27 protein-coding genes and 1 pseudogene are annotated in these 20,653 nt (G+C 73.6%); 9 read left to right on the top strand and 19 right to left on the bottom strand.

From position 1 onward, the window contains the following. Window positions 1–51: 51 nt before the first annotated feature. Window positions 52–969 (bottom strand): methionyl-tRNA formyltransferase, encoded by a 918-nt coding sequence (locus ACIGXW_RS03610; RefSeq protein ID WP_399569366.1) that lies wholly within the window; start codon window positions 967–969, stop codon window positions 52–54. Window positions 970–1,249: 280 nt separating this feature from the next. Between ACIGXW_RS03610 and ACIGXW_RS03605 the strand changes: the two genes are divergently transcribed. Together ACIGXW_RS03605 and ACIGXW_RS03600 are read left to right on the top strand one after the other, a co-directional pair. After that, on the top strand, window positions 1,250–1,636 hold the full coding sequence (locus ACIGXW_RS03605) for a hypothetical protein (RefSeq protein ID WP_071966311.1): 387 nt from the start codon (window positions 1,250–1,252) through the stop codon (window positions 1,634–1,636). A 137-nt stretch (window positions 1,637–1,773) separates the two neighbouring features. Then, window positions 1,774–1,911, top strand: a pseudogene (locus tag ACIGXW_RS03600) (trehalase-like domain-containing protein); the annotation flags it as partial. Here ACIGXW_RS03600 and ACIGXW_RS03595 read toward each other — a convergent pair. Beyond that, window positions 1,896–2,567 (bottom strand): PhzF family phenazine biosynthesis protein, encoded by a 672-nt coding sequence (locus ACIGXW_RS03595; protein ID WP_399569363.1) that lies wholly within the window; start codon window positions 2,565–2,567, stop codon window positions 1,896–1,898. The pseudogene ACIGXW_RS03600 and the gene ACIGXW_RS03595 overlap by 16 nt on opposite strands. Window positions 2,568–2,618: 51 nt before the next feature. On the opposite strand from ACIGXW_RS03595, the gene ACIGXW_RS03590 reads away from it, so the two are divergent. Beyond that, window positions 2,619–3,857, top strand: coding sequence for an FUSC family protein (locus tag ACIGXW_RS03590; RefSeq protein WP_399569361.1), 1,239 nt, complete (start codon window positions 2,619–2,621; stop codon window positions 3,855–3,857). Here the strand turns inward: ACIGXW_RS03590 and ACIGXW_RS03585 are convergent. The 8 genes from ACIGXW_RS03585 to ACIGXW_RS03550 all read right to left on the bottom strand — a co-directional run bounded on the left by ACIGXW_RS03585 (window position 3,841) and on the right by ACIGXW_RS03550 (window position 12,207). Then, window positions 3,841–4,404 carry an NADPH-dependent FMN reductase gene (locus ACIGXW_RS03585; protein WP_071966308.1) on the bottom strand — a complete coding sequence of 188 codons (564 nt, stop codon included), beginning with the start codon at window positions 4,402–4,404 and terminating at the stop codon, window positions 3,841–3,843. The genes ACIGXW_RS03590 and ACIGXW_RS03585 overlap by 17 nt on opposite strands. Window positions 4,405–4,485: 81 nt before the next feature. Beyond that, window positions 4,486–6,864 (bottom strand): glycoside hydrolase family 65 protein, encoded by a 2,379-nt coding sequence (locus ACIGXW_RS03580; protein WP_399569358.1) that lies wholly within the window; start codon window positions 6,862–6,864, stop codon window positions 4,486–4,488. Then, window positions 6,861–7,604 carry a beta-phosphoglucomutase family hydrolase gene (locus ACIGXW_RS03575; protein ID WP_399569355.1) on the bottom strand — a complete coding sequence of 248 codons (744 nt, stop codon included), beginning with the start codon at window positions 7,602–7,604 and terminating at the stop codon, window positions 6,861–6,863. Before ACIGXW_RS03575 ends, ACIGXW_RS03580 begins: the two co-directional genes overlap by 4 nt. Continuing rightward, window positions 7,601–9,076 (bottom strand): glucose-6-phosphate dehydrogenase, encoded by a 1,476-nt coding sequence (gene zwf / locus ACIGXW_RS03570; RefSeq protein ID WP_399569353.1) that lies wholly within the window; start codon window positions 9,074–9,076, stop codon window positions 7,601–7,603. The genes ACIGXW_RS03575 and zwf overlap by 4 nt, the downstream gene beginning before the upstream one ends. A gap of 66 nt (window positions 9,077–9,142) precedes the next feature. Then, window positions 9,143–10,381 (bottom strand): cytochrome P450, encoded by a 1,239-nt coding sequence (locus tag ACIGXW_RS03565; RefSeq protein ID WP_399569350.1) that lies wholly within the window; start codon window positions 10,379–10,381, stop codon window positions 9,143–9,145. Window positions 10,382–10,498: 117 nt separating this feature from the next. Beyond that, a complete protein-coding gene (locus ACIGXW_RS03560; protein ID WP_071966303.1) occupies window positions 10,499–10,825 on the bottom strand; it encodes a plasmid stabilization protein in 327 nt (108 codons plus the stop codon). A 119-nt stretch (window positions 10,826–10,944) separates the two neighbouring features. Further along, window positions 10,945–11,709, bottom strand: a complete 765-nt coding sequence (locus ACIGXW_RS03555; protein ID WP_399569348.1) for a DUF72 domain-containing protein — start codon at window positions 11,707–11,709, stop codon at window positions 10,945–10,947. 72 nt (window positions 11,710–11,781) lie between these two features. Beyond that, window positions 11,782–12,207: an HIT family protein gene (locus tag ACIGXW_RS03550; protein WP_071966301.1), complete on the bottom strand. Its 426-nt coding sequence runs from the start codon at window positions 12,205–12,207 to the stop codon at window positions 11,782–11,784. Window positions 12,208–12,401: 194 nt separating this feature from the next. Between ACIGXW_RS03550 and ACIGXW_RS03545 the strand changes: the two genes are divergently transcribed. The 3 genes from ACIGXW_RS03545 to ACIGXW_RS03535 are packed head-to-tail and all read left to right on the top strand — an operon-like array spanning window position 12,402 to window position 14,350. After that, window positions 12,402–13,724, top strand: a complete 1,323-nt coding sequence (locus ACIGXW_RS03545; RefSeq protein ID WP_071966300.1) for a phosphoribosyltransferase family protein — start codon at window positions 12,402–12,404, stop codon at window positions 13,722–13,724. A gap of 27 nt (window positions 13,725–13,751) precedes the next feature. After that, a complete protein-coding gene (locus ACIGXW_RS03540; protein WP_071966548.1) occupies window positions 13,752–14,021 on the top strand; it encodes a DUF1876 domain-containing protein in 270 nt (89 codons plus the stop codon). Window positions 14,022–14,059: 38 nt separating this feature from the next. Beyond that, complete coding sequence (locus ACIGXW_RS03535; RefSeq protein WP_071966299.1) at window positions 14,060–14,350, top strand: DUF1876 domain-containing protein; 291 nt, start codon at window positions 14,060–14,062, stop codon at window positions 14,348–14,350. A 43-nt stretch (window positions 14,351–14,393) separates the two neighbouring features. On the opposite strand, the gene ACIGXW_RS03530 is transcribed toward ACIGXW_RS03535, so the two are convergent. From ACIGXW_RS03530 to gvpO, 8 genes are all read right to left on the bottom strand, one after another. Then, a complete protein-coding gene (locus ACIGXW_RS03530; protein ID WP_071966298.1) occupies window positions 14,394–14,660 on the bottom strand; it encodes a gas vesicle protein K in 267 nt (88 codons plus the stop codon). After that, the gene (locus ACIGXW_RS03525; protein WP_399569346.1) at window positions 14,657–14,860 is read right to left on the bottom strand and encodes a gas vesicle protein; all 204 of its coding nucleotides are present in this window, start codon (window positions 14,858–14,860) and stop codon (window positions 14,657–14,659) included. Before ACIGXW_RS03525 ends, ACIGXW_RS03530 begins: the two co-directional genes overlap by 4 nt. After that, entirely contained in the window at window positions 14,857–15,687 is an 831-nt protein-coding gene (locus tag ACIGXW_RS03520; RefSeq protein ID WP_399569343.1) for a GvpL/GvpF family gas vesicle protein, read from the bottom strand. Before ACIGXW_RS03520 ends, ACIGXW_RS03525 begins: the two co-directional genes overlap by 4 nt. Then, window positions 15,684–16,037, bottom strand: coding sequence for a gas vesicle protein (locus tag ACIGXW_RS03515; RefSeq protein WP_399569340.1), 354 nt, complete (start codon window positions 16,035–16,037; stop codon window positions 15,684–15,686). The genes ACIGXW_RS03520 and ACIGXW_RS03515 overlap by 4 nt, the downstream gene beginning before the upstream one ends. Beyond that, entirely contained in the window at window positions 16,034–16,249 is a 216-nt protein-coding gene (locus ACIGXW_RS03510) for a gas vesicle protein GvpG (RefSeq protein ID WP_071966296.1), read from the bottom strand. The genes ACIGXW_RS03515 and ACIGXW_RS03510 overlap by 4 nt, the downstream gene beginning before the upstream one ends. Beyond that, window positions 16,246–16,962 (bottom strand): GvpL/GvpF family gas vesicle protein, encoded by a 717-nt coding sequence (locus ACIGXW_RS03505; protein ID WP_399569337.1) that lies wholly within the window; start codon window positions 16,960–16,962, stop codon window positions 16,246–16,248. Before ACIGXW_RS03505 ends, ACIGXW_RS03510 begins: the two co-directional genes overlap by 4 nt. After that, window positions 16,959–17,384, bottom strand: coding sequence for a gas vesicle structural protein GvpA (locus ACIGXW_RS03500; RefSeq protein WP_399569335.1), 426 nt, complete (start codon window positions 17,382–17,384; stop codon window positions 16,959–16,961). Before ACIGXW_RS03500 ends, ACIGXW_RS03505 begins: the two co-directional genes overlap by 4 nt. Window positions 17,385–17,445: 61 nt before the next feature. Next, entirely contained in the window at window positions 17,446–17,745 is a 300-nt protein-coding gene (gene gvpO, locus ACIGXW_RS03495) for a gas vesicle protein GvpO (RefSeq protein ID WP_399569333.1), read from the bottom strand. 202 nt (window positions 17,746–17,947) lie between these two features. Here gvpO and ACIGXW_RS03490 point away from each other — a divergent pair, with 202 nt between their 5' ends. The 3 genes from ACIGXW_RS03490 to ACIGXW_RS03480 all read left to right on the top strand — a co-directional run bounded on the left by ACIGXW_RS03490 (window position 17,948) and on the right by ACIGXW_RS03480 (window position 19,440). Further along, complete coding sequence (locus ACIGXW_RS03490) at window positions 17,948–18,118, top strand: hydrophobic protein (RefSeq protein ID WP_071966292.1); 171 nt, start codon at window positions 17,948–17,950, stop codon at window positions 18,116–18,118. Between the two features lie 156 nt (window positions 18,119–18,274). Beyond that, on the top strand, window positions 18,275–18,511 hold the full coding sequence (locus tag ACIGXW_RS03485; RefSeq protein WP_071966291.1) for a hypothetical protein: 237 nt from the start codon (window positions 18,275–18,277) through the stop codon (window positions 18,509–18,511). 122 nt (window positions 18,512–18,633) lie between these two features. Beyond that, window positions 18,634–19,440 carry an SDR family oxidoreductase gene (locus tag ACIGXW_RS03480; RefSeq protein WP_399569330.1) on the top strand — a complete coding sequence of 269 codons (807 nt, stop codon included), beginning with the start codon at window positions 18,634–18,636 and terminating at the stop codon, window positions 19,438–19,440. A 107-nt stretch (window positions 19,441–19,547) separates the two neighbouring features. On the opposite strand, the gene ACIGXW_RS03475 is transcribed toward ACIGXW_RS03480, so the two are convergent. Continuing rightward, a complete protein-coding gene (locus ACIGXW_RS03475; RefSeq protein ID WP_399569329.1) occupies window positions 19,548–20,477 on the bottom strand; it encodes a hypothetical protein in 930 nt (309 codons plus the stop codon). Between the last annotated feature and the right edge of the window lie 176 nt (window positions 20,478–20,653).

Raw genomic sequence — 20,653 nt, 5'->3', positions numbered from 1 at the left:
AGTCGAATAATGAATTCCGTCATCATCTCAAAGCATCTCTTTGAGATGTGCTCACTCCAGGCGGTTGCCCGGACGCAGGACGTCGGCCGCGGGCAGCGCTTTCCCGTTCTCCGGCTGGACCTCCAGCAGGACGACCCCGTCCGAGCCCGCCTCCCAGCTGTGCCCGCAGACCACGGTGACCCCGCCGTCGGTGCGTCTGACGACCCGCCCCGGCGATCCCCGGTGCGGCCGGGAGGGCCGGGCGGCCCGCTTGACGTAGAGCTTCGCCCCGCCGAGGGTGCACCACGCGTTGACGAACGGATCACTGTGCGCACGGACGAGGTCGAGGAGCCGTCCGGTCGGCAGCCTCCAGTCGATGCGCGTGTCCGCCTCGGTGATGCGGTGGTAGAACGAGGCCCCGCCCGCGTGCTGCGGCACCGGCTTGATCCCCGCCTCCGCGCGGGCCAGGGCGGTCAGCGCGGCCTCGGGGTAGGCGTCCAGCAGCCGCCGCTGAACGGTGGTCGCGGTGTCCTGCGGGGCGATGGGCACGGCCACCTGCCACAGGACGGGCCCGGTGTCCAGCTCGGGCTCCATCACGTGCACGGTCAGGCCGGTCTCGCGCTCGCCGTTGCGGATCGCCCAGTTGACCGCGCCGAAGCCGGCGTAGCCGGGGAGCAGCGCGTCGTGGACGTTGAGCGGGAGCAGCGCGGGCACCGCCAGGACGACCTCGGGTATGACGGTCCGCCAGTTCGCGGACATCAGCACGTCGGGGCGGGCGCCGCGGACCGCCGCGACCACCTGCGCCTCGCCCGCGTCGCGGGCTTCCACCAGGGGCAGTCCCAGCTCGACGGCGAGCTTGGCCACGTGCGGTTCACGCAGGCCGCCGAAGCGGGCCGGGTGGGTGACGACCACGGTCGGCTCGTGTTCGGCGGCGATCCCGGCCAATACCGCGGCGCCCATCTCGCCGTAGCCCATGAACGCGATCCTCATCGGGTGTCCTCTCCGGCGGCCGTCGACGGGGCGTACGGACAGCGAGCGCGGGGCCCGGGCGTCAACTCCCTTGCTCCGCACTCCACTTGAGGGTCCACTGCGCTTCCCCGACGGTCAAGACCGCTCCCGGACGGCCGGGGCCGCTCCCGGCGGCGTCCGCCCGGGGGGCGCCCCCGTCCACGGATGGCCCTCGCCGTCGCGCCGGGAACGCGGCACGTGCGTACCGTCGGATCGAGAGCCGGCGCGGCAGCGCCCCCTGACGGCAGAGGAGCACCGGGTGATGAGCGGGGCCGAGAGTGCGGACCATGTCAGTGTGCATCTGACGGGATGCGGCCATGAGGACGCGCACGCGGTGTTCGCGGCGCTGGAGGCGGCCTTCCCGGAAGGTACCGGTCCGGCCCGCAGCGAGACCCGGGCCGCGGCCCCCGGGGCGGGGCCCACGATCTGGTCCATGGTCGTCGACGCGCGCACCCGTACCCCGCAGCCGGAGGCCGTCCGTACGCAGCCGGTGATGGCCGTCACCGCCGACCTCTTCGGGGCGGCCGATCCCGTGCGCCAGGTCAGGGAGGAGCTGGCGGCGGCCTTCGGGGTGGAGAGCCTGGGCACGGTGCCCGGCGAGCACGAGCTGGAGGTGCGCCTGCGGCTGACCGCCGGCCCCGAGGAGTAGCGGCCCGGGCCCCGGGTGGTGGGGGTGATCGTGCGGGCTTAGCGTGGAAACGACAGCCATGGAGCACGGCACCCCTCCCCCGGCAGGGCCCCTGCCCGCCGCTCGAGGACCACGGCGTCATCGGTGATCCGCACACCGTGGCGCTCGTGGGGGTGGACGGCACGCTCGAGTGGCGCTGTCCGCCCCGTTTCGACGCCCCCTCGGTCTTCGGTTTCCTCCTCGACGCGGACCGTGGGGGCTCGTTCGCCATGCGGCTGGTTCAGCGGGCCGCCGTCACCGCCTCCACGCGACCGCCGAGGTCGACCGTGCCGTCGGCGTGGAAGCGCGTCAGGATCCGCGAGCCCACCCCCTGGCGGATGGCCAGGGAGCGGCCGAGCCGGGCGGTCAGCACGATGGCCGCGGCGCCGGTGGCCTCGTCCTCGACGATGGCGTCGCCCCGCCGCGGAAAGCCCCGGGCCCGTACCCGTCCCGCCGCCTCGTCCTCCCAGGCCCAGGCGTACAGCCAGCCCTCCCCCGGCGGCGGCGCGGGCAGCGCCTCGACCTCGGCGACCGTGGCGTACCGCTCGGTGCGCCGGCCGGTGGCCCACTCCGCCCGGCCCCGTACCCAGGTCGTCTCCCCCGCCTGCCACGTGGGTACCTCGCCCGCCGGCGGGCGCAGCACGCTCACCGGCCGCCCCTGCCGACGCAGCCACCACGCGAGACCGACCAGCGGATGGCCGGCGAACGGAAGGCGGGCGCTGGGGGTGTAGATGTCCACGCCGCCGTGGGAGGCGTCGTCGACGAACACCGTCTCGCTGAAGCCCAGTTCCGCCGCCAGCCGCTGACGGGCCGGCCCGTCGGGGACGGCGCCGCCGTCGCGGACGATGCCGAGCGGGTTGCCGCCCGTGCCGTGCGGACCGGTGAACACCCGTACCACTTCATGATCGATCATGCCTGAAACCTATGAGGTGATTGAAACTCCTGGTACGGGAAGAGGCACAAGGTGCCCGATATCACCGACCCTCTGACGACCCTGGTACGACGCCACCGGGAACCCGCCGTGGTGCAGGCGGTCCGCTCCACGCTGGCCGCGGTGATCTCCTATGTGGTGGCCCTCCAGCTGAGCAACGAGCCGGCGCCGCTCACCGCGCCGCTGACCGCGCTCCTCGTCGTCCAGGTCACGCTCTACTCGACCCTCACCACCGGCATCCGCAGAGTCAATTCCGTGGTGGCCGGGGTCCTGATCGCCATCGGGTTCAGCGCCCTGGTGGGGCTCACGTGGTGGAGCCTGGGGTTGATCATCCTCGCTTCCCTGGTCATCGGACGCTTCGTCCGCGCGGGTGAATTCGTCCCCGAGGTGGCGATCAGCGCCATGCTCGTGCTCGGGGTGACCCGGGTGGCGGAAACAGCCTGGGACCGGGTCCTGGAGACCCTGATCGGCGCGATCGTCGGGCTGCTCTTCGACGTGCTGTTCGTCCCTCCGGTGTGGGTCCAGCCCGCGAGCCAGGCCATCGAGCACCTCTCGCGCCGCATGGGGCAGCTGCTGCAGCGCGTCGGCGACGAGGTGTGCGGCCACACGCCGGTCGCGGAGGCGGCGGCACGGCTGCACGAGGCGCGCCGGCTGGACCACGACATCGTCCAGGTCGACGCCTCGCTGCGGCAGGCCGAGGACAGCCTCCGGCTCAATCCCCGGGTCAAGGAGGGCCTGCTCTTCCGGGTCGTCCTGCGCACCGGACTCGACGCGCTGGAGATCACGGCGGTGGTCCTGCGGGTGATCTGCCGCACCCTGACCGACCTCGCCAAGGAACGCACGCAGGAACCGATGTTCCCCGACGAGGTGGCCGAGTCCCTGCAGGACGTCTTCCGCCACCTCGCGCGCGCCGTCGAGAGCTTCGCCGTGCTGATCACCACGCAGGTGAGCGCCAACGCCGAGAAGGCCGAGGACCGGCTCGTGCGGGAGCTCGCCGCCGGCCGGGCCAGCCGCGACCGCGCGGCCCACCTGCTGCTGGAGTCCGTCCGGCGGCACCCGCGCCAGTGGCAGCTGCACGGGGCGCTGCTGGCCGAGATGGACCGGATCCTGGACGAACTGGACGTGGAGAAACGGACCGAACGCCTGGCGGAGGAGCTCGACCGGGCCGCCGCCGAGCAGCGGGACCGGCACCCGCTGCTGCACAAGGCCCAGCGGCGGCTGCGCAGCAGCGGCTACGGCTGGCGCAGGGGCTGGTTCAACAACCGCGACTGAGCCCGGCGGGCGCCTCGGCACCGGCCCGGGCCAGCTCCGCCACGAGCGTCCCGAGCTCGGCCAGGGTCGTCTCGTCCGTCACCCGGCCATCGGTGATCTTGGCGCCGGCGCAGGCGATCCGCAGTCCGGCCGGCAGCACCCGGGCGCTCATGACCTCCAGGGTCTCCCGCAGCCACGCCTGGGCCCGGTCCCCGCCGGTCATCGAGGGAGAGGCCGTGACGACGGCGACGGGCTTGTCCACGAGCTCGCCGCTGCCGACCACCCACTCCAGGGCGTTCTTCAGGACGCCCGACGTGCCGTGCGCGTATTCGGGGCTCGTGATGAGCACGGCGTCCGCGGCCGCGAGCCGCGCGCGGAAGGCCAGCACCTCCGGCGGCGGACAGTCCCGCTCCACATCGGGGTTGAAGAAGGGGAGGCCGCCCAGCCCCTCGTGGACCGTCAGGGAGACCGGGGGCCGGCACAGGCCCGCGGCCGTGTGCGCCACCGCGGAGTTGAGCGAGCCCTCGCGCAGACTTCCGCACAGGGCCAGGACGTTGATCGGGGACATGTACTCACCTGTCGGGGACGCGGGCGGATGCGGCGACCGATCCTCGCACCCCGCCCCCCGCGCCTCCCCCGCAGGGTCGCCTCAGCGGACCGCCTCCTCCGCGTGCCCGGCCGCGCGGCCCCGGCGCGACGGGCCGCGGCCGGCCGGCTGGTCGGGGGCGTGGCCGGCGGTGATGGCGGGGACCTGGCGGGACTCGGGCGAACCGGCCGTGACCCTCAGCCGCTCGCCGCAGTGCCGGATCTCCAGGACCTCACCGTCCAGCAGGCTGTACTTCGCCGTCCGGTCGGTGATCTCCACCCGCAGCCGCTGCTCCCGGAACTGGACCGTGAACGCCAGCCGCCCCAGCTGCTCGGGGAGCCGGGGGGTGAAGCCGATCAGGCCGTCGTCCTCGCGCATGCCGCCGAAGCCGATGACCAGGGCGAACCAGGTGCCGGCGAGGGAGGCGATGTGAATGCCGTCGCGGGTGTTGCCCTCCAGGTCGGAGAGGTCCATCATCGCCGCCTCGCCCAAATAGTCGTAGGCCAGCCGGGTGTGGCCGACCTCCGCGGCCATCACGGCCTGGCCGCAGGCGGACAGCGAGGAGTCGCGCACGGTCAGCTGTTCGTAGTAGGCGAAGTTGCGGGCCTTCTCCTCGGCGGTGAAGGCGTCCCCGCGCAGGCACATGGCGAGGACGAGGTCGGCCTGCTTGACGACTTGTTTGCGGTAGAGGTCGAAGTAGGGGAAGTTCAGCAGCAGGGGGTACTGGTCGTCCCCGGTGTGGGCGAAGTCCCACAGCTGGTGGCGGGTGAAGCCCTGGGACTGCTCGTGCACCTGCAGCTCTTCGTTGTAGGGCAGGGTCATGCGCGTCGCGGCGTCCCGCCACGCGGCGGTCTCCTCGTCGTCGACGTCGAGCGCCGCGGCGAGGTCCGGGTGGCGTTCGGCCATGGCCGCGGCGGCCCGCAGATTGTGCTGCGCCATCAGGTTCGTATAGACGTTGTCGTCCGAGATGGCGCTGTACTCGTCCGGGCCGGTCACCCCGTCGATGTGGAAGTCGCCGTGGTGGTCGTGGTGGCCCAGGGAGCGCCACAGCCGGGCGGTCTCCACCAGCAGCGGCAGCCCGACCTCGCGCTCGAAGGTGTCGTCGCAGGTGGCGCGGACGTAGCGGACGACCGCGTCGGCGATATCGGCGTTGATGTGAAACGCCGCCGTCCCGGCCGGCCAGTAGCCGGAGCACTCGTCGCCGTTGATGGTCCGCCAGGGGAAGGCGGCGCCCTGCAGACCCAGTTGCCGGGCGCGTTCCCGGGCCGCGGGCAGGGTGTTGTACCGCCAGCGCAGGGCCTGCTCCACCGCCTGGGGCGCGGTGTAGGTCAGCACGGGCAGGACGAACGTCTCGGTGTCCCAGAAGCAGTGGCCGTCGTACCCCGGGCCGGTCAGCCCCTTGGCCGGCAGGGCGCGGGCCTCTCCACGGGCGCCGGCCTGCAGCACGTGGAAGAGGGCGAACCGTGCGGCCTGCTGGATCTCCGCGTCGCCGTCCACCTCCACGTCCGCCCGGGCCCAGAACCCGTCGAGGTACTGACGCTGCTCGTCGACCAGGCCGTCCCAGCCGGTGCTGACCGCCCCCGCCAGGGCCGCGTCCACCTGGTCGTGCACGGCCGGCGTCGAGCGCATCGCCGACCAGCCGTGCGCGACGAACTTCTCCACCCGCAGCCGCTGGCCCGAGCACAGCCGCGAGGTGATGGTGAAGCGGGCCAGGTCCTCGCTGCTCTCGGAGGACATCTCGGTCTTCTCGCCGCCGTCCACCGCGTGCGCCGCCGACACCCCCATGCGCAGTCCGCTGTGGTGGGTGCGGTGCAGCAGCCGGATCCGCGGGCCGTACGCGGCGTGCTCCTCGCTCGCCAGCGGTGACTCCAGCAGCGCGGCCGCCCGGGGATCGCCCCCGGTCCGGGGCAGCTGTTCATTGGCGACCAGCTCGGACTGGATGACGATGCGCACGTCGCCGTCCAGCGACTCGACCTCGTAGGCGATGGCGGCCACCGCGCGCTGGGAGAAGGAGACCAGCCTGCTCGAGCGGACCCGTACGCTGCGGCCGCTCGGCGAGGTCCACTCCGCGGTGCGGTGGAGCAGGCCGGTGCGGAAGTCCAGGACCCGCTCGTGCTTGTGCAGCTTGCCGTAGCGCAGGTCGAAGGGCTCGTCGTCGACCAGGAGGCGGATGAGCTTGCCGTTGGTGATGTTGATGACGGTCTGGCCGGACTCGGGGTAGCCGTAGCCGGCCTCCGCGTAGGGCAGCGGCCGGAACTCGTACACGCCGTTGAGATAGGAGCCGGGCAGGCCGTGCGGCTCCCCCTCGTCGAGGTTGCCGCGCCAGCCGACGTGGCCGTTGGACAGGGCGAAGACGGATTCGCTCTGGGAGAGCACGTCGAGGTTGAGCTCCGTCTCGCGCAGGCACCAGGGCTCGACGCGATAGGCCGGGTGGGTGATCACGGGGCGTCCTCCAGCAGCTCGGCGAGATCGTCCACGACGACGTCCGCCCCGTGCCGGCGCAGGGCCCCGGCCTGATCGGCCCGGTTCACCCCGACGACGAAGCCGAACCTCCCGGCCCGTCCCGCCTCCATGCCGGCCAGGGCGTCCTCGAACACCGCGGCCCGGTCGGGCGGTACGCCCAGGGCGTGGGCGGCGGCGAGGAAGGTGTCCGGGGCGGGCTTGCCCGCCAGGTGCCGCTCGGCGGCGACCACCCCGTCGACGCGTACCTCGAGGAGGTCTTCGATGCCCGCCGCGACCAGCACGTCGTGGCAGTTGGCGCTGGAGGAGACCACCGCGCGGCGCAGCCCGGCGGCCCGTGCGGCCTCGGCGTAGCGGACCGAGCCGGGGTAGGCCCGCACCCCCAGCTCCTTGATCTTCTCCAGGACGAGCGCGTTCTTGGCGTTGCCCAGGCCGTGCACGGTGTCCCGCTCCGGCGGATCGTCGTCGTCCCCCTCGGGCAGCCGGATGCCGCGCGAGGCGAGGAAGGAGCGCACCCCGTCGGCGCGGGGCATTCCGTCGACGTATTCGTCGTAGTCGGTGACGGCGTCGAACGGCCGGAAGTCCGCGCCGTCGCGGCGCCGGAGGAAGGCGTCGAACGTCTCCTTCCAGGCGGCCGCGTGCACGGTGGCCGTCTGGGTCAGCACGCCGTCCATGTCGAACAGGCAGGCGCGGATGCCGTCGGGAAGGCCGAGATGCGTCATGGTGTCCCACTTCCCGGATCATCGGAAGCCATGTCCGGCAGGTACCAGTGGTGCGGCGCGATGAGCTCCTCGGCGGATGCGGGACCCCACGACCCGGCGGCGTACGGCTGCACGGGTCCCGGGTTCCGCAGCAGCGGCTCGGAGACCTCCCAGAGCCGTTCGATGCCGTCCGCGCGGGTGAAGAGGGCCTGGTCGCCGAGCATGGCGTCCAGGATGAGGCGTTCGTAGCCCTCCAGCCCGTGCTGTCGCCGGAAGGAGTCGGCGTACCGGAAGTCCATCCGTGCGGGGCCGAGGCGCATGGCGGGGCCGGGTTCCTTCACCAGGAAGCGGGCGGCGATCCAGCCGGGGTCGTCGAAGTCGACCACCAGCGCGTTGCCGTGCGCGGCGGGGCCGGCGCGGGGACGGTCGGGGAACAGCTCCAGGGGCGGCCGTCTGAAGTGCAGCGAGACGACCTGGCGGCGCTGCCCGAGGGACTTGCCGGAGCGCAGGTGGAAGGGCACGCCGGCCCAGCGGGGGTTGTCGATCCCGGTGCGCAGCGCGACGAAGGTCTCGGTGTCGGAGTGCGGATCGACGCCGGGCTCGGCCCGGTAGCCGGCGTACTGGCCGCGGACGACATGGGCGGGGTCGAGGGGCTCCATCGCCCGGAAGACGCGGGTCTTCTCGTCGCGCAGGTCCTGGGCGCCGAGTGAGGCGGGCGGCTCCATGGCCACGAAGCCCAGGACCTGGAAGAGGTGGGTGACGACCATGTCCCGGAACGTGCCGGTCTCTTCGAAGAAGCCGGCGCGGCCCTCGATGCCGATGGTCTCGGGGACGTCGATCTGGACGTGGCTGATGTGCTCGCGGTTCCAGACGGGTTCGAAGAGGCCGTTGGCGAAGCGGAGGGCGAGGATGTTGTCGATGGACTCCTTACCCAGGAAGTGGTCGATGCGGAAGACCCGCGACTCGTCGAAGACGGCGTGGACGGTCTCGTTGAGGGCGCGCGCGGAGGCCAGGTCGGTGCCGAAGGGCTTCTCGATGATGACGCGGGCGCCGTCCGCGAGGCCCGTCCGGCCGAGCATCGCGACGACGGAGGCGAAGGCGCTGGGCGGCACGGCGAGGTGGCACAGCCGGCGCGGGCCGCCGCCGACGGCCCGTTCCGCCGCGCCCACGGCGTCGAGCAGCGGCTGCGGGTCCTCGGGGTCGGCGGCGCCGAAGCTCAGCGTGGCCTCGAACGCCTCCCACCGCGGGCCGGTGGGCTCGCCGGTGCCGAACTCGCGGACGGCGTCCCTGGCGTGGGCGCGGAACTCCTCGTCGGTGAGGGCGGCCGCGGCCGGTGCCGAGCCGACGATCCGGAACCGGCGCGGCATCAGGCCTGCCCGGTCCAGGCGGTGCAGGCCGGGGAGCAGCTTGCGCCGGGCGAGGTCACCGGTGGCGCCGAAGAGGACGACGACGTGGTCGTCGGGGGGCTCCTGCAGGGTCTGGGCGGCCTTCACACCCCCACCTTCCGGCAGCCGCCGCCCGGGCGCGATTCGCCTTCCCCCGTTCGGCGGCCGCCGGCGTCAGCGCACGGGCAGCCGGCGGGGGCCGCGCACGAGCAGGCCCGGGCGGTAGGGAAGGGTGGCGGGATCGGCGGCGAGGCGTAGTGCGGGCAGGGCGGCGAACAGGCGCGGCAGGGCGACGGCCGCCTCCAGGCGGGCCAGGCGGGAGCCGAGGCAGAAGTGCGGGCCGTGGCCGAAGGCCAGGTGCGGGGCGGGGCGCTCGGTGTCCGCCAGGTAGCGGGCGGGCCGGAAGGCGTCGGGGGACGGGAAGCGGCCGGGGTCGCGGTTGGCGGCGGCCAGGACGACGAGGACGGAGTCCTCGGCCGGTATGACCGCGCCGCCGCCGAGGTCGACGCGCTCGGTGGTGCGCCGCCAGGTCGTCCCCTCCAGGGGGCTCGCGTGCCGCAGCGTCTCCTCGACGACGGCTTCCCAGTGCCGCTCGCCGCCCTGGCGGGCGGCGGCGAGCTCGTCGGGGTGGGTGAGCAGCAGCAGGGCGGCCGAGGCGAGCAGGTTCATGGTCGTCTCGTAGCCGGCGAAGAGCAGCAGGAACGCCATGGCGAGCAGTTCGCCGTCGTCCAGTCCCCCCTCGGTGGCTTCCCCCGCGTCGTGCACCAGGGCGCTGAAGAGATCCTCGCCCGGCTCGCGGCGCTTGTGGGCGATGAGGGCGGTGAAGTAGGCGTGCAGCCGGGTCCACGCCTCGTCGACGGCGCCGCGCTCCAGCGCGTCGGTGGGCGAGCCGACCCGGTAGGTCCACTCGCGCAGGTCCGCCCGGTCGGCCTCCGGCACGCCCAGCACCTCGCCGATCACGAGTACGGGCAGCGGGAACGCGAAGGCGTCCACCAGGTCGGCCGGCTCTCCGGCCGCCGCCCGGGACACGAGGGGCGCCAGCAGCTCGTCGGTCAGCCGCTCGATGCGCGGCCGCAGCGCGTCCACGCGGCGTGGAGTGAAGGCGGCGGTGGTCAGCCGGCGCAGCCGGACGTGGTCGGGGGCGTCGGAGTTGAGCATGTGGCGGGCGAGGCAGCCACGGGCGCGCTGGGCCGGGGAGTCCGGCTTGGGGCGCCCCGCACCGGCCGCCGGTACGTTCGAGAACCGCGGGTCGGCGAGGACGGCGCGGGCCTGCTCGTAGCCGGTGACGAGCCAGGCGTGCGTGCCGTTGGCCAGGGGCACCCGTGCCGCGGGGCCCTGGGAGCGCAGGCGCGCGTAGTAGGGGTACGGGTCGCGCGCGAAGCCGGGGTCCGCGGGGTTCAGGAGTTCGGGCACCCGCTCATCCTCACCGATGGCGCATCGTCGGCGCCGGTGGGGGCCTGTTCAGCGCTGAGGGGACGGTCCTGTGCGGTTCCTACAACGACCCCTGGGAAGCCGGGGGCCGGCGGGTGCTCAGTCCCGGCCCAGTGCCTTCTTCAGCTCCGCCTTCGTCATGTCGGAGCGGCCGTGGATGTTCTTCTGCTTGGCCTCGTTGTACAGCTGGTCCTTCGTCGGTCCCTGGGCGCCGGAGTGCGAGCGCTGACCGCCGCGCCGGGAGGAGGACATGTCCTGCAGCGAGGTGCGGCTGGCGGTCTTGGACTCGCCCGCGCGGGCCCGCTCCTTGTTGACGGTCCGGCTCGCGATCTCCTTGGCGCGCTTCTCGCTCTCGCCGCGCTCGCGGGCGCTGTCCTTGATGTGCTCGTACTGCCGCTCGCGCTTCGGGCTGGATCCCCTGGGCATCTGCCTGCTCCTTCGGTCGTGTTTCCCGCCGTGAGGGGGGTTGCCGCATCCCTGCTGCTACCCCTTCCCAGCCTGGCACTCACTGCAGGCCGCCGCAGGGCGTGGCAGGCCGGCAGGGCTCATCCGCGCGGGGACGGCGTCCGGCTCACGGTGCGTCCCAGCCGGCCCGCGGCGCGGGCGAAGGCGGCCGCGTCGTGGACCGCCGCGCCGCCGGGGTCGTTGTTGAAGTAGGCGTACACCCGCGCCCGGTCGGGCCAGGTGTCGGCGACCCGGTGGGCCCAGGTGGCGAGCGCCTGGCGGCCGTAGCGCGGCCACGGCCGGGCCCGGCCGGCGTGGAAGCGCACGTAGCCCCAGTCGGCCGTGCGCCACAGCGGCGTCACGGGCCGCGAGTCGTGGTCCGCCCAGCACAGTGCGGCGCGGCGGTGCTCCAGTACGCCGCGGACCTCGTCCGTCCACCAGGAGGCGTGGCGGGGTTCGACGGCCACCCGCACCCCGGGCGGGAAGCAGGCGAGCGCGGCGTCCAGCAGGGCCGCGTCGGCCCGCAGCGTGGGCGGCAGCTGCAGCAGTACGGGCCCCAGCCGGTCCCCCAGGCCGGCGGCGTGCCGCAGCAGACGGTGGACGGGCTCCTCGGGGTCGCGCAGTCGCTTGATGTGGGTGAGGTAGCGGCTGGCCTTGACGGCCATGAGGAACCCCTCGGGGGTGCGGTCGTGCCAGTCGGCGAACGTCTCGGGCGTGGGCAGCCGGTAGAAGGCGTTGTTGTTCTCCACGGTCGCGAAGTGGCCGGCGTACTCCTCCAGCCAGAGCCGTTGCGGCACGTCGGAGGGGTAGAAATCGCCGCGCCAGTCCTTGTACTGCCACCCGGAGGTTCCCACGAGCAAGGGCATGGACGGATGTCTGCCCGGGGCCGCGGGGCGCCTCACCGGAGGGCGCGCGAAGTGCAGTCGGATGCCGCCGGTCTAGATCTGCGGTCCGTCGGCCAGGGCGGCCCGGACCCGCGCGGCGACGGCCGCCGCCTCCTCGTCCGAGGCGTAGCGGCCGCGCGGCCAGAAGAAGCCACGGAGCCCGTCCTTGCGGTTGCGCGGCACCACGTGCACATGGAAGTGCGGCACGGACTGGCTGATCCGGTTGTTGGCGGCGACGAACGAACCGGCGGCCCCCATGCCCCGCTCCACGGCGCCCGCGATCCGCTGGACCCGGGTGAAGAACGGCCCCACCTCGGCGGGCGGGAGGTCGGTGAGCGTCTCGGCGTGCAGCCTGGGCACGACCAGCACATGGCCGGGGAAGAGCGGCCGGGCGTCCAGGAAGGCCACCGTGCTCTCGTCCTCCAGGACCCGGTGGCCGGGCTCCTCGCCCGCCGCGATGGCGCAGAAGATGCAGTTCACGACACCAGTCAACCAATCCGCCCGCCCGGAGGGGCCCGCCGCCCGGATCCCGCGGGGTGCGGCCGTGGGGAGGCCATCTGTGGACTATCCCTCCGTATCCCGTCATATTGGAACTACGGCTTCCCCTTGCAATCACGGCTTCCCCGGTCTCCCCGGGGCACTCCGGAGCCGGGCCCCGGGGCCAGAGGTGGATCATGCGGTTCATCGACCGAGTCGACGCCGGGCGGCGCCTGGCCGAGCAGCTGGGGCATCTGCGCGGCGAGCATCCGGTGGTCCTCGGCCTGCCCCGCGGCGGTGTGCCCGTGGCCTTCGAGGTCGCCCGGGCGCTCGACGCCCCCCTCGACGTGATCCTCGTCCGCAAGCTGGGCGTGCCGTACCACCGCGAGCTGGGGTTCGGCGCCATCGGCGAGGGCGGGGTACGGGTCATCCGCGACGACATCGTGCGCATGAGCCGGGTCGACCAGGACGATCTGGCCGAGGTCGAGCACAGCGAGGAGGCGGAGCTCGCACGCCGCGCGGAGACGTTCCGCGCCGGGCAGCCCCGGATCCCGCTCAAGGGCCGTACGGCCGTCGTCGTCGACGACGGCATAGCGACCGGCGCCACGGCGGCGGCCGCCTGCCAGGTGGCCAGGGCCCAGGGCGCCGCGCGCGTGGTGCTCGCCGTGCCGGTGGCACCCCCGGACGCGGCGGCGGAGTTCCGCACGCAAGTGGACGAACTCATCTGCCTGAGTACCCCGGCCCTCTTCTCGGCGGTCGGCGAGTGGTACCGCGACTTCTCCCAGACCTCCGACGAGGAGGTCGTGGAGCTGCTGCGCCGCAACGCCGACGAGCACCGCAGCGGCGGCGGCGAGGCGCACTCGGGCGCCCTGAAGATCCCCGTGGACGGCGGCCGGACCGCGCTCGCCGGTGATCTGGCCGTGCCGGCCGGCTCCCCCGGGCTCGTGGTCTTCGCCCACGGCAGCGGCAGCAGCCGGCTCAGCCCCCGCAACCGCGCCGTCGCCCGGGCCCTGAACGAGGCGGGGCTGGGCACGCTCCTGTTCGACCTTCTCACCCCGCTGGAGGAGAACGACCGGGCCAACGTCTTCGCCGTCGAGCCCCTGGCCCGCCGGCTGACCGAGGTGACGCGGTGGCTGCGCCGCCGTGAGACCGTGCCCGTCTGCTACTTCGGCGCGAGCACCGGTGCCGCCGCGGCCCTGTGGGCCGCCGCCGACGCGGCGGCCGCGGGCGGCACGGACGACGCCGTCGCCGCCGTGGTCTCCCGGGGCGGGCGCCCCGACCTCGCCGGCCCCCGGTTGGCCGAGGTCACCGCCCCCACCCTGCTCATCGTGGGCGGCAACGACGAGACCGTCCTCGACCTCAACCGGCAGGCGGCGGAGCGACTGCGCTGCGAGAACCGGCTGGCCGTCGTGCCGGGCGCCACCCACCTCTTCGAGGAGCCGGGCACGCTGGACACCGTCTCGGACCTCGCCCGCGACTGGTTCACCGCCCATCTGGCGGCGTCCACCCCCGCAGGCTGACCGATCGACAGGCTGTAGGTGATCACCATGGAGAAGATCGTCGACTGCACCATCGAAATGGAGTTCCGCGAGATCGACGCCACCACCCAGGCGGACGTGCGGCTGCGCATGCACGACGGCTCGAAGCTGAGCTCTCAGGGCATCGCCAACCGCAACCCCGCCGACCGGCGCCAGCAGCGCGTCGGCGAGGAGGTCGCGGCCGCCCGCGCCCTGAACGGCCTCGCCGAACAGCTGCTCGACAAGGCGGGCGACGAGATCCAGGAGGTCATGCACGAGCCGGTGCACCTGACGCACTAGGCGCCGCACCCGGACGCACGGCCGCCCCAGGAGGAGCGATGCCACACACAACGGAGTGGAAGGTCCGCCTTCAGCTCGTCGAGGACGACGGCGGAAGGACGGAGGCACGGGCGGTCCTCGACACCGGGACCACCTCGCTCACCGCCACGGGAGCCGCGCGGCGCGCCCCGGGAGACGAGGACGCGCCGGTGATCGGCGACGAGTTCGCGGCGGGGCGGGCCCTGCGCGACCTCGGCAGCCGGCTCCTGCGGACCGCCGAGCAGGACGTCGAGGCGAGGGGCGCGGCACCGGAACCCCGGACCTCGCCGACGTACGGCTGGGAACTGTGAGACCCGCGCCGGCGGTGGCGCGGCCCTTGTGCCGCCGCCGGCCTCACAGCAGCGGCCCGAGCGGCCCGAGGTCGAGGTTGAGGTCCTCCGGCTCCAGGCCGTAGCGGGCGCACAGCTCCCGCATGCGCTCGGCGAGCAGCATGAGGGTCAGGCCGATCCGCTCCTCCTGCTCCTCGGTGAGGGTGCCCTGTTCGACGCGGCGCAGGGCCTGTCGTTCCATCAGCTGGCGCAGCAGCTCGACGACGGTGAGCACCAGCCTGACCAGGTCGCGCTCGACGGTGTCGCGGTCCAGTTCCATGCGCCGCGTCATGCCGCCTCCTCCCGCCGTGGTGCGGCGACGCCGGCATCGACCGAGCTGATGAGGGCGTGCAGGTCGATGCGTACGAGGTCGACGTCGGCGATGCGCAGGGTGAGGTCGCCGGTGAGCACGACGCCGCCCGCCAGCAGCCGGTCGAGCAGGTCGACCAGGGCCGGGCCGCGAGCCGGGAGCCGGTCCCCGGCGCCGGTCACGTGGCCTCCCCGGGGGAGGCGCCCGCGCCGACGAAGGAGTACGGGGCCCACGGTCCGGTCAGTTCCACGTGGATGCCGTCGCCGGGGATGCGCTCGGCGAGTCCGGTGACGGCCGAGGCGAAGTGCGGGGCTCCGTCGCGCCGCACGAGGTAGGCGGCGTTGAGGACGTTGCGGCCCGGGTGCCGGGAGAGCCCGGGGTCCTGGGGCGGGTAGAGGCGGGTCTCCTCGGCCAGGGCGGCGAGGGTGGCGTGGAGACCGCGCGCGGCCTCGTCCACCCGGCGCGCCCCCTCCTCGTGCGCGTGCCGTTCGGCCACGCGGCGCCGGAGGTAGTCACGGCCGGACGGGGCGGCGCGCGGAGTCGTGGGACGGGGGGCGGCGGCCGGGGGCGGCGCCTCGTCGGCGAGGGCGTAGACCTTGACGCCCCATTCGGTCCGCCCCTCCAGACGGTCGAGGGCCGAGCAGAGCAGCGCCTTCCTGTTCGCCAGCATGGTGCGGACGCCCGCCTCGTCATGGAAGACGGTGGCCAGCCTCAGGGGCAGGACGCACGGTCCGGCGGCGGTCACGCTGTCGATCACCCTTTGGTGAGAGCGCGCGACCTTCTCCAGCCAGTGCAGGTCCTCCAGGTGCGCGGACAGCTCCGCCTCGGTGTAGTCCGCCGCCGGTACCGCCCCGGCCAGCGCCACGAGGCCCAGGTGGGGTACGGCGCGCACGGGTTCGCCCGCGACGCCCGTGACGGTTTCGAGGGCGCCTTCGAGGGCATGGGTGACCGTGGCGGAGTCACGGGTGACGGCGTAGGCGTACAGATACGTCTGTGGTGCGGCATTCACCGGGTCTCCTCCTTACCTTTCTTCTGCGGTTCTTCCTGCGGGGCGGCCGGCGCGGGCAATTGGCCGTTGTCTTTTCGGCCGTCCACGTGGTTCCCCCGGGCGCCGGAGGAGAGGGCGGGGTCGTTCTCCCACCAGTCGATGCCCATTTCCTTCGCCTTGTCGACGGAGACGACGAGCAGGCGCAATTTGATGGTGAGGAGTTCGATGTCGAGCAGGTTGACCCGGATATCCCCGGCGATCACCACGCCCTTGTCGAGCACCCGCTCCAGGATGTCGGCGAGGTTGGCCGAACCGTCGGGTCGTACCGGCGCCATTCGCTCGCTCATACCGCCGCCGAAGCCGCCGTTCATATCGCCCCGCTCCCGTCGGTCCGTCGTCGTATCGCGTCCAGGCGGTCGAGGAGGTCGTCCTCGCGCCGGTCGAACTCCTCCTCGCCGATCCGGCCCGCCGCCAGCTCCTCCTCCAGCGCCTTGAGTTCTCCCTGCACCAGGGAGGGGTCGTAGTACAGGCGCTCCGCCTCGGTGAGCACGCGGCGGAGCACCCAGCCGACGAAGCCGATCATTCGACGAAGCTGTAGGGCGGCAGCGGGCCGTGCACGGTCAGCGCCAGGTGCGGGAGTTCCTTCTCGAGCCTGCCGGTCTCGGTGAGCAGGCGCCCGGCGGCGGACTCGTCGACGAGGAAGGACAGGTTCAGGAAGCAGCCGGCGTGTTCGGGCCCGGTCCGGGCCTTCTCCGCCAGCGGTGCCAGCGTCTCGCGCACCAGCTCCGCGTCGCGGTCCTCACGGTCGCGCACGCGCTGGGCGACGGACTCCCCGAAGTGCAGGCGCTGTTCGTACGAGCCGCCGCCCGCGGCCCTGTTGGCTTCGGCGAGCGTGCGCAGTCCGGCGTCCTCGGCGAGGACCAGATGCAGCACGGCGTCCTCACGGTGCACGGCCTTGACGTTGTACTCGACGCGGCCGGTGAGCTGTTCCAGCTGCTCCTCGTACCGCCCGGAGTGCTCGCACAGCACGTGGTGCACCGTGTCGTCGCTGTCGGAGACGCTGCCGAAGCGCATGGGCAGCACGGGCGCGCGCCGGCCGATCTCGGTAACGACGTGCTGGTGGGCGAGCAGGTCCCGGCGCTTGGGCCGCAGCTCCTGCGGGCAGTCGCTGACCACCGCCCTCAGGCCCGCGCCGTCCACCGTACGGACCGGGCACGGCGGGTCGCCGATGCCGGTGAGCCCCTGGGGCAGTCCGGTCCGGCCGGCCCGGGTGATGCCGTAGACGTAGGTGCTCATTCCTCCTCCCCCTTCTTCTTGGCGGAGGCGGTGGAGCGACGGGCATCGCTGGTCTGGCCCTCGCCCTTGCCGCGCACCTGGTGGATCGCGTCGGAGACGGTCTGCGCGGCTCCGGAGAGCGCGCCCTTGGTCTTGCCGCGGGCGCCGCTCTCGGTCACCTCGCCGACGAGGTCGGGCAGGCCGGCGCTGCGGTGCGGGCCGGCCTCCAGGTCGAGGCGGTTGCAGGCCTCGGCGAAGCGCAGATAGGTGTCGACGCTGGCGACCACCACACGTACGTCGATCTTCAGGATCTCGATGCCGACGAGCGAGACGCGCACGAACGCGTCGATCACCAGGCCGCGGTCGAGAACCAGTTCCAGGACGTCGTACAGGCCACTGGTGCCGCCTGCGCCACCGCCCTGCTGTACAGGGACAACGCTCATTTCGGACAGCTTCCCCTCGTCGTTTCGACGGCCCGGCCGGGCCCGCGCGGTCTGCCGGGCGTCAGCGGGAATCGGTCCTGCCGCGCTCGTAGCGCCGCACACGGCGGTAGCCGGTGAGCAGGCCCCGGGGGTCGAGGGTCACCTCGTAGAGCGCCATGACGCTCATCGTCTCGGGGACGCGGGCGACCTCCACCACCTCGGCCTCCAGCAGCCAGCCCTCCCCGGTCCTCTCGAACCGGGAGACGCCTTCGGGGCACCGGCCCGTCAGTTCGGCGAACTGTTCGTGGGCCGCGCGCAGAACCTGCGGTGCCGTGAGGGCGGGCTCGTCGGGTGTGTCTGTGGATTCTTTTGGGTCAGTCATTGGGCCTCTATCGGTCATGGGCCTTGTTCCTGCGGGTACCCGCTGTCACGGTCCCAAACATCCGTGGAACGGCCACAGATGAATGCGCCCCTCGAATGAGCACAATGCGCCATGCCGCACAGGGCTGAAGACGACAGGTGCGGGAACTCGAAAGCGTGGAAGACGAATTACGGGGCACCCGTACCGTTGGAGGTTGATAACTATGGTTCCTCTGCTCCTCGTTCTCCTGCTCGCCCTGATCCTTTTCGGGGCGGGATTCGCCATCAAGGTCCTGTGGTGGGTCGCCGTGGCCGTTCTCGTGATCTGGCTGCTCGGCTTCGTCATGCGCTCCGCCGGCACCGGCGGTGGACGCGGCCGCTGGTACCGCTGGTGAGGTTGTCGAGACGCCGGTCCACCGGGCTGCCGCCCGTGGCCGGCCCTCGCCCCGAGGCCCCCGCCGGGCGTACGCCCGGCGGGGGCCTTCCGCGTTTGGGCCGGACGGGTGGGGCAACCCGCTCCGGTACCGCGTCCGTTCCGAAGGGAGCCCCCCGTGATCGCTGTCGCCCTCCTCCTGCCCCCCGCGCTGCTGTGCCTGGTGCTCGCGCTGGACCAGTACGAGGAGCGCCTACTGAAGAAAGGATCCAGCAGGCCACGGCACGCGCTGCCCGTCCGGCACCTGCGTGCCGTGCCCGGCCCGCCGTCGCGCGAGCCGCCCCCGCCCGCCTCCCCGGGACCGCACCTGCGTCCCCCGCCCGGCGGCACGGGCCGTGACGCCGATGCGGCCTGAGCCGGCGCCGGCCGGGTGACGTGTGCGCCGGTCCGGCCGGCGCCGCGCCACGGCGCCGGCCGGACCGGGTATCCGTCGACAGGGGACCGGACACCCGCGCACTGCAGAAGACGAGGACTTCCATGGACGAGCAGGAAACCACCGCGCGCGTCGCCGTGATCACCGGCGCGGACTCGGGCATCGGCCGTGCCACCGCCGTACGCCTGGCCGAGCAGGGCATGGACATCGGCATCACCTGGCACTCCGACCTCGAAGGGGCCGAAGGAACCGCCGCCGAGGTGAGAGCGGCCGGCCGGCGCGCCGCGCTCGGCCAGATGGACCTCACCCGGCTGCCGGACGCCGCCGACTGCGTCGACCGGCTCGCCGACGAACTCGGCCGCATCGACGTCCTGGTCAACAACGCGGGCACCGGCACGGCCACCCCGTTCCTCGAACTCGGGCTCGACGCGGTCCGCGAGCAGCTCGACGTCAACCTCGTCGGCCCGCTGCTGTGCGCGCAGCGGGCGGCCCGGCGCATGATCCGCCAGGGCGGGGGCGGACGGATCGTCAACGTCACCAGCGTCCACGAACACCAGCCCCGGGTGGGCGCGGCACCATACTGCGCGTCGAAGGGCGGCCTCGGCCTGCTCACCCAGGTGATGGCGCTGGAGCTCGCCGAGCACGGCATCACCGTCAACGCCGTCGCCCCCGGCGAGATCGCCACCCCGATGACCGGCCAGATCGACATCGACGTCCACGCCGCCCACCGCCCCGGCGTCCCCCTCGGCCGCCCGGGTGACGCCCGCGAGGTGGCGGCGGTGATCGCCTTCCTGAGCGGCCCGGACGCGAGCTACGTGACGGGGGCCTCGTGGAGCGTGGACGGCGGCATGCTGCGGATGGGGCCGCATGCGGGGTCCCATATGGAGAACGACTCCTGGCGGCGGGTGTGACCGTGTCCTCAATCGCCGGACGGGCTGAATTTCAGCCCGTCCGGGGGCACCTCCCAGCGTTAGCTGGGGGAGATTGAGGACACCGCGCGGTAGCGCGGCTCACCGGCTCAGCCCCCGTCGTCGTCCGCCTCCGCCGCGGCCCGCGCCTCCGCCTCCGCCGTCTCGGCCGCCCGCCGTGCCGCCTGCCACGCGCGCTCCGCCCCGCGCAGCCGGACGTGGACCTCCCGCACGGCCTCGCGGGCGGCACGCCCGCGGTCCTCGGCGGCGCCGACCTCGGCGGCCAGTTCCTCCAGCCGCCGCCGCGCCACACCCTCGGCTTCCTCCGCCCGTTCCGCCTCCGCCCTGACGCGGGTCAGTTCCTCCTCGCGAGCGCGCAGTTCCCCGCCCGCCCGCTCCGCCTTCCGTCGCGCGCGCTCGAGGCTTTCCCGCCGCTGCTCGCGCCGGCGGCGTTCGCGGGCCTCGGCCAGATCGGTGACGCGTGCCCCGCCGCCCCGCTCGCGCGCCGGCCCGGGCGCGGACTGCGTGGGCGGCGCCGCGAGGCGGTCCGCGGCGTCCGGGGCCAGCTCCGGGAAGCCGGTCACCGCCGCCAGCGGCCTGGACAGCCGGCCGGTGGCCCACTCCTGTGCCGCACCGGGATCCGCCAGGACGGCGTGCAGGGTCTCCTCGACCTCGCGCAGCACGTCCTCGCCGACGGGGTGCCCGGCCTCGTCCGCGAGGAGGCCGGCCTGCCGGGAGAGGGAGGCCACCAGGGCCCTCTGGGCGCGGCCGAGCTCACGCAGCCGACCGCCGTCCAAGGTCCGGTGGGCGTCCCGCAGCCCCTCGCCGAGGCCGATCAGCGCACCGGCCTCGTCCGGTCTCTCCCGTGCCAGGAGATTGCTCACCCAGGCCGCGAGCGTGGGCCGGCGCAGCGCCTTGACGCGGCGGGCCAGTTCCCGGTCGCCGGCCCGTACGGCCTCGGCCGCCCGCCGGTCGCGGGCGGCCGTGAACTCCTCCGGCCGCAGCCGGAAGAGCTCGTCGGTCACGCTCTCCAGGTCCATGGCCCTTCCATCGGGTCCGTCCGGGCCCCGTACCACCCGGCACCGACGAGTCTCCCGCCCCCGCCCCGCCCGCGCACGACGGCCGGGGCCCATCGGTCCCCCGTCGGGCCCCATCGGTCCTCTGGCGGCGGGACCACGGCCGGGGCAGGCTGGGGTGAAGCGTCGGGCAGCGGGAA

It is taken from the genome of Streptomyces sp. NPDC053079, from assembly GCF_044546695.1.
Taxonomy (GTDB): Bacteria; Actinomycetota; Actinomycetes; order Streptomycetales; family Streptomycetaceae; genus Streptomyces.
The sequence above is the reverse complement of the archived record's forward strand: the minus strand, read 5'-3'. Positions and strand labels throughout refer to the sequence as shown.

Bases quoted from the DNA above. Each gene is read 5' to 3' on its own strand.
- ACIGXW_RS03515 (WP_399569340.1), bottom strand. From the start codon at position 16,037: ATGAACGGCGGCTTCGGCGGCGGTATGAGCGAGCGAATGGCGCCGGTA.
- ACIGXW_RS03535 (WP_071966299.1), top strand. From the start codon at position 14,060: ATGCCACACACAACGGAGTGGAAGGTCCGCCTTCAGCTCGTCGAGGAC.
- ACIGXW_RS03595 (WP_399569363.1), bottom strand. From the start codon at position 2,567: ATGATCGATCATGAAGTGGTACGGGTGTTCACCGGTCCGCACGGCACG.
- ACIGXW_RS03530 (WP_071966298.1), bottom strand. From the start codon at position 14,660: ATGACGCGGCGCATGGAACTGGACCGCGACACCGTCGAGCGCGACCTG.
- ACIGXW_RS03575 (WP_399569355.1), bottom strand. From the start codon at position 7,604: ATGACGCATCTCGGCCTTCCCGACGGCATCCGCGCCTGCCTGTTCGAC.
- ACIGXW_RS03585 (WP_071966308.1), bottom strand. From the start codon at position 4,404: ATGTCCCCGATCAACGTCCTGGCCCTGTGCGGAAGTCTGCGCGAGGGC.
- ACIGXW_RS03560 (WP_071966303.1), bottom strand. From the start codon at position 10,825: ATGCCCAGGGGATCCAGCCCGAAGCGCGAGCGGCAGTACGAGCACATC.
- ACIGXW_RS03490 (WP_071966292.1), top strand. From the start codon at position 17,948: ATGGTTCCTCTGCTCCTCGTTCTCCTGCTCGCCCTGATCCTTTTCGGG.
- ACIGXW_RS03610 (WP_399569366.1), bottom strand. From the start codon at position 969: ATGAGGATCGCGTTCATGGGCTACGGCGAGATGGGCGCCGCGGTATTG.
- ACIGXW_RS03510 (WP_071966296.1), bottom strand. From the start codon at position 16,249: ATGATCGGCTTCGTCGGCTGGGTGCTCCGCCGCGTGCTCACCGAGGCG.
- ACIGXW_RS03475 (WP_399569329.1), bottom strand. From the start codon at position 20,477: ATGGACCTGGAGAGCGTGACCGACGAGCTCTTCCGGCTGCGGCCGGAG.
- ACIGXW_RS03605 (WP_071966311.1), top strand. From the start codon at position 1,250: ATGAGCGGGGCCGAGAGTGCGGACCATGTCAGTGTGCATCTGACGGGA.
- gvpO (WP_399569333.1), bottom strand. From the start codon at position 17,745: ATGACTGACCCAAAAGAATCCACAGACACACCCGACGAGCCCGCCCTC.
- ACIGXW_RS03480 (WP_399569330.1), top strand. From the start codon at position 18,634: ATGGACGAGCAGGAAACCACCGCGCGCGTCGCCGTGATCACCGGCGCG.
- ACIGXW_RS03540 (WP_071966548.1), top strand. From the start codon at position 13,752: ATGGAGAAGATCGTCGACTGCACCATCGAAATGGAGTTCCGCGAGATC.
- ACIGXW_RS03505 (WP_399569337.1), bottom strand. From the start codon at position 16,962: ATGAGCACCTACGTCTACGGCATCACCCGGGCCGGCCGGACCGGACTG.
- ACIGXW_RS03500 (WP_399569335.1), bottom strand. From the start codon at position 17,384: ATGAGCGTTGTCCCTGTACAGCAGGGCGGTGGCGCAGGCGGCACCAGT.
- ACIGXW_RS03545 (WP_071966300.1), top strand. From the start codon at position 12,402: ATGCGGTTCATCGACCGAGTCGACGCCGGGCGGCGCCTGGCCGAGCAG.
- ACIGXW_RS03555 (WP_399569348.1), bottom strand. From the start codon at position 11,709: ATGCCCTTGCTCGTGGGAACCTCCGGGTGGCAGTACAAGGACTGGCGC.